Source organism: Sporosarcina luteola, from assembly GCF_023715535.1.
Taxonomy (GTDB): Bacteria; Bacillota; Bacilli; order Bacillales_A; family Planococcaceae; genus Sporosarcina; species Sporosarcina luteola_B.
In genome coordinates, this window is the sequence record NZ_JAMBOI010000018.1 from 1 (window position 1) to 13,385 (window position 13,385).

A 13,385-nucleotide genomic window follows, 5' to 3' on the forward strand; every position below is an offset into this window, starting at 1 on the left:
TGGCATCAATTAAGATGTCAATTTGAATCCGAAGATTCGTTTGTTCTTTTCACCGACGAGGTCGGCTCCAGAACTTTATTTGTTGACGTTTTGCTGTTCAGTTTTCAAGGTTCATTGTGCGTCGCTCGGTTAGAAGCAACTCTTATATAATACCACATTTGCAATTCCGATGTCAACAACTTTTTCGAAAAAGTTTTAAGCTGTTTTCAAAGCAGTTATTCACTTACCGGATGAGCAACGTTATTAACTATACCACCCGGTCTTTTTAATTGCAACCCCTATTTGTAAAAACTTATTTCAATTCTTCTATAACACTAAAGCCACGATGTATCTTTACAGTCGCGGCTTTAATCCATTCATTCTATAACTTTTGAAATCGCAATGCTTCTATGCGTTGCTAAATCAATCAGACTCCCATCCGCTTCTTTTCTAATCATAGGCCTTAATGGAGTATCACGGTGAATGAACATTATTTCGCCGACTTCGCCATCCGTCATCTTCACTCTTGTACCAATGGAAAGATTGCCGACAAGTCTATGAAGTGCTTCTACGACTTTGATGTCGAATTTACCGAACTCTTCCTCTTTGATCATTTCAATCACTTTGTAAGGAGAATGTTTTATCCTATATAATCTTTCGGATGTCATGGCATGGAAAACGTCAGCTACGGCGAGGATTTGGGAGAATGCCGAAATGGTGTCCATTTTCTCTCCGCGTGGATAGCCGCTTCCATCGAGTCGCTCATGGTGCTTAAGGATTGCCAATTTCATATCCTGCCTGAGCAAAGGCGTATCCTGTATCATTTTCACACTGAACAACGTATGCTTTTTCACTTCGTTGTATTCTTCTTTCGTAAGGAAAGCGGTCTTTCCCAATATGGAAGGCGAAATCTTCGCCATGCCGCAATCCGCCAATGCACCCGCCAATCCTAATTGCAGCGCATCTCCCTTTTCATATCCCATTTGATCGCTGATTGCTGCTGCAAGAATCCCCACTGCGACCGGGTGATGGTAAATGTATTCTTCGGGATTGGAAAAATCGTTCAACGTCGTAAGCATTTGCTTCTGCTTAATGAACTTCTCAATCAATGGAATGATGAATCCACGGACTTTCGGGACGTCAGGACGTTGACCCGCCTGCCAATTGCTGAATTCCTTCTTATAATTACGGACCGCTTCGTTATATTCTTTACGTAGTTGGTACATGCTCACCGGAATATTTTCTAGAATGTCTGCAGCTTTCGTGGAAGAACTTTTCTCCGATTCAGGAATGTCTTTTTGGGCGACCCGTTCTTCCACCTTTACACGTTTCACTCCAAAAGCCTGTAAAACTTCAATATGTTCGAGCATGAGTACTGTGTCTTTTCGCATTATCGGATACTTCGTCTTGCCGTACACATCTTCTTTAAGTACTATACCTGTGCGCAGCTCACTGATTGTCTTATATACTTCCATGTCTAAGGTGTCACCACTTTCCAATCGTTCTTAAGGACTATCATACTGCAAATATTCAAAATAGACGATAGAAAAAAAGTTATTGAGCGGCATTTTGCCGACTCAATAACTTTTTAACGTCATTCTTCTATATGATCCGCTTCGATGGGTCCTTCCATCTCTACGTCTGTGTTACTACTGTCGATGTCGTCGTTTCCATCGAGATCATCAAGTTCTTCTTCCTTCTCGACTTTTGCAACTGTCGCGACAAGCTCATCTTCTCCAAGACGGATTAGACGGACACCTTGCGTGCTGCGTCCGATTGAAGATATGTCTTCAATATCCATACGTATGAGTATCCCATGAATCGTGATCAACATGAGGTCTTCCGATCCGTCAACTGTCTTCATTGCAACGAGTTGTCCATTCCGGTCAGTCACATTCAACGTCTTCAACCCATATCCGCCACGGGATTGGATGCGGTATTCGTCTTCTGGAGTCCGTTTTCCGAAGCCCTTTTCGGTTACAACCAGGATTTCATCGCCTTCCGATACGGTGTCCATGCCGACCGCGATATCCCCTTCGCGTAAACGGATGCCGCGCACGCCACTTGCGACACGTCCCATAGAACGGATATCACGCTCGTCGAATTTGATTAGCATGCCGTCACGCGTACCGATTGCAATGTTCTGATCGCCAGTTGTCATTTTTACACCGATCAGTTCATCATCGCCACGCAATGTCAGAGCGATCAGGCCATTGGAGCGGATATTGGCAAAGTCAGATACAGATGTACGTTTGACGACACCGCCACGCGTAGCAAAGAAGAGATATTTATCATCCTCAAATTTATCTACAGGAATCATGGCCGTGACTTTTTCATTCTTGTCGACATCCAACAGGTTGATGATCGGCAACCCTTTCGCCGTCCTGCTGAACTCCGGCACTTCATACCCCTTCTTACGGAATACCCTTCCACGGCTTGTAAAGAACAGGATCGTGTCATGTGTTGAAGTGTTCAATAAATGCTCGACAAAGTCATCATCATTCGTCCCCATGCCTTGAATGCCGCGGCCTCCGCGACGCTGGCTCCGGTACGTATTAGCAGGAAGCCGTTTAATATAGCCGTTATGCGTCAACGTCAATACGGAGTTCTCGACAGGGATCAAGTCTTCATCCTCGAGCATTTCTGCACCGCCACTGCCAATCTCGGTCCTGCGGTCATCGGCGAAACGCTGCTTTACTTCAAGCAGCTCCTCTCGGATAATCTCAATGACTTTCTCCTCATCTGCCAGAATAGCACGCAACTCGGAAATCAAGGTTAAAAGCTCTTGGTATTCATTCTCGATCTTATCGCGTTCCAGTCCTGTCAAACGTTGAAGGCGCATGTCAAGAATCGCCTGGGATTGACGTTCGGATAAATTGAATCGTTCCATCAGACCCGTTTTCGCTTCATCGGTCGTCTTCGAACCGCGGATCAACGCGATGATTTCATCGATATGATCTAGCGCAATCCGCAGACCTTCTAAAATGTGCGCGCGGTCTTCAGCTTTCCTTAACTCGTATTGAGTACGTCTTCGGATGACCACTTTCTGATGTTCCAAATAATGATAAAGGATTTCTTTCAGTGCTAAGATTTTCGGTTGTCCATCCACAAGGGCAAGCATATTGATGCCGAAGCTCGATTGAAGCGCCGTATGCTTGTAAAGGTTATTCAACAACACATGAACATTTGCATCCCTACGGACGTCGATGACAATACGCATACCTGTCCGGTCAGATTCATCCGCCAAATGGGTGATGCCTTCAATCCGTTTATCACGGACGAGCTCGGCGATTTTTTCAATGAGCCGTGCTTTGTTAACCTGGTAAGGAAGCTCCGTCACGATGATTGTCTCTTTGCCGTTCGAGTGCGTCTCGATTTCAACTTTACCCCTGATGATAATCGAACCGCGCCCAGTTTCATATGCTCTGCGAATACCGCTTCTGCCCAGGATGATACCGCCGGTCGGGAAATCCGGTCCCGGAATGATTTCCATCAATTCCTCGGTGGTGATTGCCGGATTATCCGCCATTGCAAGAACTCCGTCAATCGTTTCACCCAAATGGTGAGGCGGGATATTCGTAGCCATACCGACCGCTATGCCCGAAGTTCCGTTGACAAGCAGATTCGGGAAACGGCTTGGCAGGACAATCGGTTCTTTTTCTTGGCCGTCATAGTTATCTTGGTAATCAATCGTATCTTTGTTGATGTCTCGCAGCAATTCCATCGCAATTCGGGACATTCTCGATTCCGTGTAACGCATCGCCGCTGCGGCATCGCCATCTACGGAACCGAAATTCCCGTGGCCGTCGACGAGCATATAGCGATAGTTGAAATCCTGCGCCATCCGGACCATCGTGTCATAAACGGCACTGTCGCCATGAGGGTGATACTTACCGATTACATCCCCGACGATACGGGCTGATTTCTTATGTGGTTTATCCGCAGTGTTCCCAAGATCCTGCATCGCATAGAGAATACGGCGGTGGACAGGCTTCAACCCATCCCTCACGTCAGGCAATGCCCGGGAGACGATGACACTCATCGCATAGTCGAGAAAGGATGTCTTCATCTCCGTACTGATGTTAATTCCTTGGACACCACGTTTTGGCATATCTGCCATATTGTCAAACTCCTTTCAACTCAGGCGCTTTTTCACACACAGCCTGTCAACTGAAAAAGGTCCCGTCTATTGCAGGTCCCTGTTCCATTTTCGTTTATTGAATAAATCAAGTATCCAAATTCTTTACGTACATCGCATTTTCCTCGATAAATCTACGGCGTGGTTCAACCTCGTCACCCATCAATTGCTCGAATGTCGAGTCTGCTTCAAATGCATCTTCAAGGTGCACTTGAAGGAGTGTACGCTGATCCGGATCCATCGTCGTTTCCCATAACTGTGTCGCGTCCATCTCACCAAGACCCTTATAACGTGTAATGACCGGTTTCGGAACGGAAGAAAGCCGGTTCATGATTTCTTGGAGTTGTTCTTCGTCGTAACAGTATTCCTCATGCTTGCCTTGTTTGACCCGGTATAGAGGCGGTTGTGCGATATAGACATAGCCTGCTTCGATCAACGGCCGCATGAAACGGAAGAAGAATGTCAATAATAACGTCCGTATATGTGCGCCATCGACGTCGGCATCCGTCATTATTACAATTTTATGGTAACGCGCTTTCGAAAGATCGAATTCATCACCGATGCCCGTACCGAGCGCCGTAATCATCATCCGAATTTCAGCATTGCCTAAAATTCGGTCCAATCTGGCTTTTTCAACGTTCAGGATTTTACCACGCAATGGCAGGATCGCTTGGAAATGACGGTCACGTCCGCTTTTCGCAGAACCACCTGCCGAGTCTCCTTCAACGATATACAATTCACTGATTGCCGGATTGCGTGAAGAGCAATCCGCCAGTTTTCCGGGAAGGCTCGATACTTCCAATGCTGATTTCCGGCGCGTCAATTCACGTGCATTCCTTGCAGCAATTCGCGCCCGTGCTGCCATAAGGCTCTTATCGATCACCAATCGTGCAGTCACCGGGTTTTCAAGAAGAAAACGTTGGAATCCTTCAGAGAATAAAGTATTCGTAATCGTGCTTACTTCGGAGTTGCCCAATTTTGTTTTCGTCTGTCCCTCGAACTGAGGGTCTGGGTGTTTAATTGAAATGATGGCCGTCAATCCTTCTCGCACGTCATCGCCTGAAAGGTTCGGATCTGCTTCTTTCAGCATTCCGTTCTTCCTGGCGTAGTCGTTGACAACACGAGTCAATGCGGTTTTAAACCCGGATTCATGAGTACCGCCTTCATACGTATTAATATTATTCGCGAATGAAAACAGGTTCTCCGCATAGCCGCTATTGTATTGCATTGCGATTTCGATGGAAATGCCATCTTTCTCGCCTTCTATGAAAATTGGTTCCTCATGGATCGGTTCTTTGTTTTTATTTAAATGTTCAACGTAGGATTTGATGCCGCCTTCGTAGTAGAACGTATCTGTGCGAATTTCCTCCTCGCGTTCATCGGTGATGCTGATGCGCAAGCCTCTGTTCAGATACGCCAACTCACGCAGACGATGTGCCAATATTTCATATTCATAGACTGTCGTTTCCGTGAATATTTCAGGATCTGCTTTGAATCGTGTACGCGTTCCAGTTTCGTCGGTTTCACCGATGACTTCCAATTCATGCGAAAGAACACCTCGTTCAAATTGGATAAAGTGAAGTTTACCATCCCGGCGCACATACACTTCTGTCACTTCGGAAAGTGCGTTCACGACAGAGGCACCGACACCGTGCAAACCGCCTGATACCTTATAGCCTCCGCCTCCGAATTTACCACCGGCGTGAAGGACAGTCATAATGACTTCAACGGCTGGTCTGCCTGTCGATTCCTGTGTGCCTACCGGAATGCCGCGCCCATCATCATCGACGCGGATCCAGTTATCCTTTTCAATCGTCACTTCAATATGGTCACAATAGCCTGCCAACGCTTCATCGATACTGTTATCGACAATTTCCCATACAAGATGGTGGAGCCCCCGCGAACTTGTTGTGCCGATGTACATGCCCGGACGTTTACGGACAGCTTCCAGGCCTTCAAGGACCTGTATCTGATTCGCATCATAAGCCATTTGCAATTCTTTTTCTTCCATAGCCAAACCGTTCACCTTCCCTTTCCGAACATCAATCTAACCTTCTACCACTTTCAAACAGGAATGGACTTCAATTCCCTTTATCACTGACCTTGCCCGCCGATACCTCATACAGCTCGGCGTCACGTATCGTCTCATGATCGATTCCCGCAATATTCGTCGTCGTGACAAATGTCTGCACTTGGCCCTGCATGATATTCAGCAAGTGGGATTGGCGGTAATCATCAAGCTCAGATAACACGTCATCCAAAAGAAGGACCGGAGTCTCTCCGACTTCCTGTTTGACGAGGTCTATTTCCGCAAGTTTGAGCGACAGAGCAGTAGTCCGCTGCTGCCCCTGCGAACCGTACGTTTGGATATCATAGTCATTTACAAAAAAATGGAGATCGTCACGATGCGGTCCGACCAGAGTCATTCCGCGTTCCAATTCACGACGTCTCACTTCGTGCAATTTTTGACTGAGTATTTCTTCCATCTGCTCAGCAGTCTGCCCAGAATTCAACTCTTTTAATGTTCCGTATGTCACTTTTAGCTGCTCAATGCCCCTGGAAATCCCTTTATGGATCGGTTCTGCCCATTTCTGGAGCAGTTCGATGAAATAAAACCGTTTCCGGATGATCTGCACTGCCAGCTGTATATATTGTTCTGTATAAATATCGAACATGACGTCTGTAAACTCTAATTTACCGCGATTATCTTTGAGGATTGCGTTCCGTTGCTTTAAGACCTTTTGAAAAGTCAGCAGGTCATGTAGATAGACGGGGGAGATTTGTCCGATTTCCATGTCTAAGAATCTTCTTCGGACCTGTGGACTTCCCTTTACGAGATTCAAGTCTTCCGGCGCAAACATGACAACATTGAGCTGACCGATATATAGGCTGAGGCGATTCTGTTCCAAATGGTTGACCCGCGCTTTCTTGCCTTTTTTCGATATCGTCAGTTCAAGTGGTAGTCGTCCGTATTTCCGTTTGATGTCCCCTTCTATTTTACCATACTCTTGTTCCCAACGTATAAGTTCACGATCATTTGCAGTGCGATGCGATTTCGCCATTGATAATACGTAGATTGCCTCCATGATGTTGGTCTTGCCTTGTGCATTTTCTCCAATCAGAACATTGATATGCGGGGAAAAGGATAGTTCAAGGGATTCATAATTCCGATAATCCGTTAGAGCAAGGCGTTCAATGAACATCCGATTGACCGTCTGAGGATGTGGATATCTTGAATTTGCCGACGCCGGGAAGTGTGACGATATCCCCGTCATATAGCTTTTTGCCTCGTCTGCGATCGACTTCTCCATTCACGTAGACAGTGTTTTCCTCCAAATACCATTTGGCCATGCCGCCCGAGCTTATGCAATTCGACATTTTTAACAATTGACCTAATGTAATAAACTCCGTATCAATTTTCATAAGTTCCATCCGCTTCAGTCCTTCATAAGTTAGTCTGTTCCTCTATTTTACCGAACTTTCAGCTGTAAGTAAAAATGTAAGTGAAAAAGATCATGAACAAATAAAAAGAAACAGGCGAAGGAAAACGTTTTGCATTCCTTAGCCTGCTGTAAGTAGACAGTCTCTTACTTGTTAAAATGTCCTGACAGGTAAAATTAATTGTAAAATTGCATCGCTTTCCATTGATTTCAAGATGAAAGGTCTCATTGCACCTGTGAAATGAATCGCAATATCCTGGCCTTCAATCGCTTTCAATGCATCCATCATGTATTTGGCACTGAAGGAAATTTTCAAATCCTCGCCGTTCACATCAATTGCCTCGATCAATTCTTCAACCTTTCCAATTTCCGGGGAGTTGGATGAAACTTCGATGACATTGCCGCCTTCTGCAGCGAATCGGACAATGTTATTCCGGTCTTCACGTGCAAGAAGCGAAGCCCGATCAATGGCTTGCAATAATTTACGGCCATTCACTTGTACGGTCGTTTTATATTCGGACGGGATCAATCTTGATGTATCCGGGTAATTCCCTTCCAAGAGCCTTGAATAAAACAGTACGTTCCTAGATTTGAATAAAACTTGCTGATCTGCAATGACGATTTCGACAACGTCAGAGTTGTCCTCAAGGATTTTATTCAGCTCCTGAAGGCTTTTACCAGGAATGACGACACTGAACGGACTTTCCGGCATCATTTCAGGAACAATTTCCCTTCTTGCCAGACGGTGGCTGTCTGTTGCTACGCATACGAGCTTCTCTTCATCCGTTTCCCAATGTACACCCGTCAAGATTGGACGAGTTTCCTGTTGGGATACGGCAAAGACAGTTTCCTTAATGATTGATTTCATCAAATCAGAAGGCAAAGAGAATCGATATTCGTCTTTCACATTTGGAAGAACTGGGTATTCATCTGAATTTGAGCCGATCAGATGGAATTCGGATTTTCCAGATTGAATAAGGGTCTGCATGTTTTCAACTTCGATCGTGATTTCATTTGTAGGCAATTTCCTGACGATTTCACTGAAGACTTTTGCTTGGAGAATGATCGACCCGGATTCAATCACACGGATAATCTGCTCTCCGTCTTGTTCAACAGGAATGAAAGTGCAGATTGTAATATCTGAATCACTTCCTGTCATCGTCAATCCTTTTTCATTCACGTCCATTTTCACGCCGGTCAAAATGGGGTTGGCCACTTTTGAACTGATTGCTTTCATGACATCATTCAATCCTTCGAGCAACCAGTCTCTCATTATTTCAAATTTCATTTTGTACCCTCGCTTATATAATTATTAGTTAAGTAATAAAGATAGTAATAGTAATAGGGGCTGTGGAAATGTTGATAAGTCCCTAAAACCTATATGTTGTAAAACGATTCACATGTGCATAATATGTGCACAGTTTGTTCTGTTTTTAGCAGGTTATACACATGTGGATACTCATCCTCGACCAAGGATACTCTTAATATCCTGAATATCCTGCTGCAGATTTTGATCATCTTTCAGCTGCTTTGAAATTTTTTCATGCGCATGGATGACAGTTGAATGGTCCCTGCCACCAAATTCGGATCCAATTTTCGGCAATGACGAGTCTGTAAGTTCGCGTGATAAGTACATGGCAATTTGACGAGGGAATGCAATCGCTCTCGTCCTTTTTTTGGCTGTAAAATCTTCCAACCGTATATTGTAATGCTCCCCGACTGTTTTTTGGATATCCAATATGCTGACTGTTCGCGGACGGGAATTCGGAATGATATCTTTCAGTGCTTCCGCTGCCAGGTCAGTCGTTATGTCCATATTGACAAGGGATGAATAGGCAACAACGCGGATCAAAGCCCCTTCCAATTCACGGATGTTCGTATCAATCTGATTCGCGATGTATAACATCACGTCGTCTGAAATGTCGAGCAGTCCATCTGCCTTCGCCTTCTTACGCAAGATGGCAATCCGGGTCTCCAGGTCCGGAGGTGCGATATCCGTTATTAACCCCCATTCGAAACGGGATCTGAGACGATCTTCCAACGTGGGAATTTCCTTCGGTGGACGGTCACTGGATATGATGATCTGCTTCGATTCCTCATGCAATGTATTGAACGTATGGAAAAATTCCTCTTGCGTCTGTTCTTTTCCTGCGATGAATTGAATATCGTCAATTAGAAGTACATCCACGTTCCTATACTGATTCCTGAAATCGCCTGCTTTATTATTCATAATCGAATTAATGAATTCATTCGTAAATTTCTCCGATGACAAATAAACGACTTTCGAGGACGGGTCTTGTTCCATAATATAATGCCCGATCGCGTGCATGAGGTGAGTCTTTCCGAGCCCTACGCCACCGTAGATGAATAATGGGTTATATGATTTCGCCGGTGCTTCTGCAACAGCGAGTGAAGCAGCATGGGCAAATCTGTTGCCCGAGCCGATGACGAATGTATCAAATGTATATTTTGGGTTCAACATGACAGATGCTGATTGAATAGCTGACTTATCTGCCTGTTTCACCGCGGGTTTCGGTACTTGGAAATCGGTTTCTTCCATTTCTTTTGGAACGACGAAATGAATGAGCCGATCTTCCCCAGTCAATTCTGAGAGGATGCCTGTAATCAAATGCACATAATGATTCTCAAGCCAATCCTTAGCAAACGAATTTGGAACAGCAATTGTTACGTTCTCTTCCCCATAGGACATTAATTTTGTCGATTTGAGCCAGGTCTCAAAACTAGGCCTGGAAATTTTGTCTTCAATTTTCGACAAAACATTGTTCCATAATTTTTCAAGCTGATCCACTCGTGGGCCTCCTTTACATAGAAAATAAAAAAACACAGGAATATGTATTATACACAGAATCCGCTCCTGTGGATAAGAAATATCCGAAAGTGTTGAAAAAATTATCCACAACCTATCAACAATTGTGGATAAAGAAATAGGCGTATAAATTTGTTAACAGCAAAATCCTTTATATTGTACCAAGAATCTATAAGAATGACAAGGGATTCTATGAGTTACTAACAATAGCGGCAGTTGTGGAGAAATACTTTATCCACAGGCTTCTATATGTGCAAAAGGTGTAGATAAGGCCTGTGTATAAAAAAACGAGGAAAAATTTCTATGAACATATTACTCATCTGTCGATTTTTGTAGATGTGGATAACCTTTATTGTCGAATGATGCAGTTGAATTTTGTTGAATGAGTTTGACGTTCAAATCGAGTGCATAAAAAACGGTTGACATATTCGGCTATGCCCTTTATACTGTTCAAGACTGTCAGATTGTAAAGGGACAATGCAGGAGGTGTCTTTGAAATGAAACGTACATTCCAACCAAATAAACGTAAACGTAGTAAAGTTCACGGCTTCCGTGCAAGAATGAGCTCAAAAAGCGGTCGTAATATCCTCGCTGCTCGTCGTCGCAAAGGAAGAAAAGTGCTTTCAGCATAAGACCACTGACTCAGTGGTCTTTTTTTTTACATATACTTGAATATGTTGAATCAAAACTAACGTTATAGTAAATGAATTTTATTGATTGAAGCGGAAAGCGTCCGCCTGAAGCGGAAATCAACGTAGAAGATGTTGATCCATGGAGGTGAAGTGCTTGAAAAAAAGCCAGCGAGTCAAAAAGAATGAAGACTTTCAAAAAGTATTTAAAAAAGGCAAGTCCGTAGCGAATCGGCAATTTGTCGTCTACTCTTATAGGAAGGAAGACCAACTGGAGTTCAGAATCGGATTATCCGTAGGCAAGAAAATAGGGAATGCAGTGACACGTAACCGTATTAAGCGATACATCCGACAAGCCTTCCTCGAAATGAAAGACGAACTGAAAAATGACAGAGACTATGTAATCATCGCCAGACACCAGGCGGCCGCACTTGATTTCCACGAAACGAAAAAAAGCTTGCAGCATGTATTAAGAATCGCCAAAGCCTTCAAGTCAAAACAAGCATAGAGGCATTATTGAGTAAGAAGTAGAACGTATTAAATGTTCATGATAAACTGAAATCATCGCTATTTCATAGAAGCAGATTTGGGGGAAACGATTTGAAGAAAAGAGCCGCGTTATTACTTATGCTGACCGTAGTGTCAGTATTCCTTGCCGGATGTTCGGAATTCAATCAACCGATATATGATACGAGCGAAGGTTTTTGGAATAAATACATTGTCTGGCCGATTGTGTCCTTGATCGTCACATTCAAAGAGTTATTAGGCACATACGGACTTGGAATCATTGCAGTAACGATCATAATCCGACTCGTTTTGCTGCCATTAATGATTAAACAAGCTCAAAATTCGAAGCGGATGCAGCAAATGCAGCCGATTCTCGCCGGATTGAAGGAGAAATACAAATCGAAGGATGCTGTGACACAGCAAAAGTACCGTGAAGAAATGCAAAAAGTGATGACAGAGCAGAAAATCAATCCTGCCGCCGGATGTGTGCCTGTATTGATCCAAATGCCAATCGTCATCGGACTTTATCATGCCATCAGCAGGATGAATGCCACTCCGGAAATCGAAATCGGGAATTTCCTTTGGTTCGAACTTGCAACTCCGAGCATTACGCTGGCTGTCGTCGCTGGACTCATGCAGTTCGTCGTTTTGCGGACAGGCCCTGCGATGGACAACCCGCAAATGAAGACGATGATGTATATCATGCCTTTCATGATTATGATTTTCGGAACATTCCTGCCGGCAGCATTAGCACTTTATTGGGTTATCGGTAATATCATTTCAATTATCCAGAATATCTTCATTTACAAACCATTTAAGAAAAAAGAAGTGGCACCTGTAAAAGTAGGAGGGAAACGGAAATGAAAAAGATAACGCGAAAAGGGGCGACAGTGGAGGCTGCGATTGAGGCGGCACTACAAGAGCTCAATGTTACGCGTACTGATGTTGAAGTCGAAATTATGGATTCCGGAAAGAAAGGGTTCCTTGGATTCGGAGCAAGGGACGCTGAAGTAGCCGTTACTCTAAAGGAAACGATCAAGCAAAAGGCAATTGAACCATCAGAGAAAAGAGAATTAGTCCGAGAAGAACCCGCATCGACGGCTGAATCTACACTTCCGGCCCAACCTTCCTTACCGCCGAATGTAGGAGAAACGGTTGTCGAGGCTGTTGAACTGGCAATGCAAACAATTGAGTCGGAAGGCGAAAGTCCGGCTATGTCGGATGAACAGGCGATTAATGAAACGAAAGCTTATGTGACGGAAATCGCCAAAGCGATGGGAATTGACGATCTAGTCGTCAAGCATGAAATGGATGGGAAATATCTCTCCTTCCAACTTGATAGTGAGAAAGCTGCATTCCTGATCGGTAAACGAGGTCAAACTTTGAACGCTTTGCAGCAGCTGGCCCAACTCGTAGCCAATAAATCGTCCGAACAATTTAAAGTCGTACGTCTGGACGTAGGCGACTACCGTGAACGCCGCGAACAATCATTGGAGCAATTTGCGGAGCGGATGGCAGACCAAGCCGTCCGAAATGGAAGAAAAATTCAACTGGAACCGATGCCTTCCTATGAAAGGAAAGTCATTCATAACGCATTATCAAACCGATTGGACATCGAAACGTATTCGGAAGGAACGGATCCGAACCGTTATCTCGTTATCGAGCCGATCATCTGATCTGAACCCCGTGAACTGATCACGGGGTTTTTGTATGCCTAGAAATTCGGTTGGCTCGAGTAAAAAGGAATGATTTCGGTGGGATAAAAGTCCCGAAACGAGCATTTGTCTTCTGAACTCGCGCATAACCTTCCCAAACTTGCGCAAAACGCCCCTCGAACACGAGCATAACTTCCTCAAACTCGCGCA

11 protein-coding genes are annotated in these 13,385 nt (G+C 44.4%); 4 read left to right on the top strand and 7 right to left on the bottom strand.

The features are described 5' to 3' along the window. Positions 1-356: 356 nt before the first annotated feature. The 7 genes from M3191_RS17430 to dnaA form a co-directional block, all read right to left on the bottom strand. Positions 357-1,454, bottom strand: a complete 1,098-nt coding sequence (locus tag M3191_RS17430; RefSeq protein WP_251701612.1) for an HD-GYP domain-containing protein — start codon at positions 1,452-1,454, stop codon at positions 357-359. A 119-nt stretch (positions 1,455-1,573) separates the two neighbouring features. Then, complete coding sequence (gyrA, locus tag M3191_RS17435) at positions 1,574-4,099, bottom strand: DNA gyrase subunit A (protein WP_251701613.1); 2,526 nt, start codon at positions 4,097-4,099, stop codon at positions 1,574-1,576. A gap of 106 nt (positions 4,100-4,205) precedes the next feature. Next, entirely contained in the window at positions 4,206-6,128 is a 1,923-nt protein-coding gene (gyrB, locus tag M3191_RS17440; protein ID WP_251701641.1) for a DNA topoisomerase (ATP-hydrolyzing) subunit B, read from the bottom strand. A gap of 70 nt (positions 6,129-6,198) precedes the next feature. Beyond that, entirely contained in the window at positions 6,199-7,320 is a 1,122-nt protein-coding gene (gene recF / locus M3191_RS17445) for a DNA replication/repair protein RecF (protein WP_251701614.1), read from the bottom strand. After that, positions 7,310-7,549 carry a S4 domain-containing protein YaaA gene (gene yaaA, locus M3191_RS17450; protein WP_251701615.1) on the bottom strand — a complete coding sequence of 80 codons (240 nt, stop codon included), beginning with the start codon at positions 7,547-7,549 and terminating at the stop codon, positions 7,310-7,312. The genes recF and yaaA overlap by 11 nt, the downstream gene beginning before the upstream one ends. Before the next feature lie 162 nt (positions 7,550-7,711). Continuing rightward, positions 7,712-8,845: a DNA polymerase III subunit beta gene (gene dnaN, locus M3191_RS17455; protein WP_251701616.1), complete on the bottom strand. Its 1,134-nt coding sequence runs from the start codon at positions 8,843-8,845 to the stop codon at positions 7,712-7,714. A 171-nt stretch (positions 8,846-9,016) separates the two neighbouring features. Continuing rightward, positions 9,017-10,366, bottom strand: a complete 1,350-nt coding sequence (dnaA, locus tag M3191_RS17460; protein ID WP_251701617.1) for a chromosomal replication initiator protein DnaA — start codon at positions 10,364-10,366, stop codon at positions 9,017-9,019. Between the two features lie 515 nt (positions 10,367-10,881). Between dnaA and rpmH the strand changes: the two genes are divergently transcribed. From rpmH to jag, 4 genes are all read left to right on the top strand, one after another. Next, positions 10,882-11,016, top strand: a complete 135-nt coding sequence (gene rpmH, locus M3191_RS17465) for a 50S ribosomal protein L34 (RefSeq protein ID WP_147060480.1) — start codon at positions 10,882-10,884, stop codon at positions 11,014-11,016. A 154-nt stretch (positions 11,017-11,170) separates the two neighbouring features. Continuing rightward, complete coding sequence (gene rnpA / locus M3191_RS17470) at positions 11,171-11,521, top strand: ribonuclease P protein component (RefSeq protein WP_251701618.1); 351 nt, start codon at positions 11,171-11,173, stop codon at positions 11,519-11,521. 92 nt (positions 11,522-11,613) lie between these two features. Beyond that, a complete protein-coding gene (gene yidC / locus M3191_RS17475) occupies positions 11,614-12,384 on the top strand; it encodes a membrane protein insertase YidC (protein WP_251701619.1) in 771 nt (256 codons plus the stop codon). Further along, positions 12,381-13,196: an RNA-binding cell elongation regulator Jag/EloR gene (gene jag, locus M3191_RS17480; RefSeq protein ID WP_251701620.1), complete on the top strand. Its 816-nt coding sequence runs from the start codon at positions 12,381-12,383 to the stop codon at positions 13,194-13,196. Before yidC ends, jag begins: the two co-directional genes overlap by 4 nt. The last annotated feature ends 189 nt before the right edge of the window (positions 13,197-13,385 follow it).

What these genes read in the sequence shown, in the direction of transcription:
- yaaA (WP_251701615.1), bottom strand. Translation starts at nt 7,549, where the DNA reads ATGGAACTTATGAAAATTGATACGGAGTTTATTACATTAGGTCAATTG.
- M3191_RS17430 (WP_251701612.1), bottom strand. Translation starts at nt 1,454, where the DNA reads ATGGAAGTATATAAGACAATCAGTGAGCTGCGCACAGGTATAGTACTT.
- recF (WP_251701614.1), bottom strand. Translation starts at nt 7,320, where the DNA reads ATGTTCATTGAACGCCTTGCTCTAACGGATTATCGGAATTATGAATCC.
- jag (WP_251701620.1), top strand. Translation starts at nt 12,381, where the DNA reads ATGAAAAAGATAACGCGAAAAGGGGCGACAGTGGAGGCTGCGATTGAG.
- gyrA (WP_251701613.1), bottom strand. Translation starts at nt 4,099, where the DNA reads ATGGCAGATATGCCAAAACGTGGTGTCCAAGGAATTAACATCAGTACG.
- gyrB (WP_251701641.1), bottom strand. Translation starts at nt 6,128, where the DNA reads ATGGAAGAAAAAGAATTGCAAATGGCTTATGATGCGAATCAGATACAG.
- rpmH (WP_147060480.1), top strand. Translation starts at nt 10,882, where the DNA reads ATGAAACGTACATTCCAACCAAATAAACGTAAACGTAGTAAAGTTCAC.
- dnaN (WP_251701616.1), bottom strand. Translation starts at nt 8,845, where the DNA reads ATGAAATTTGAAATAATGAGAGACTGGTTGCTCGAAGGATTGAATGAT.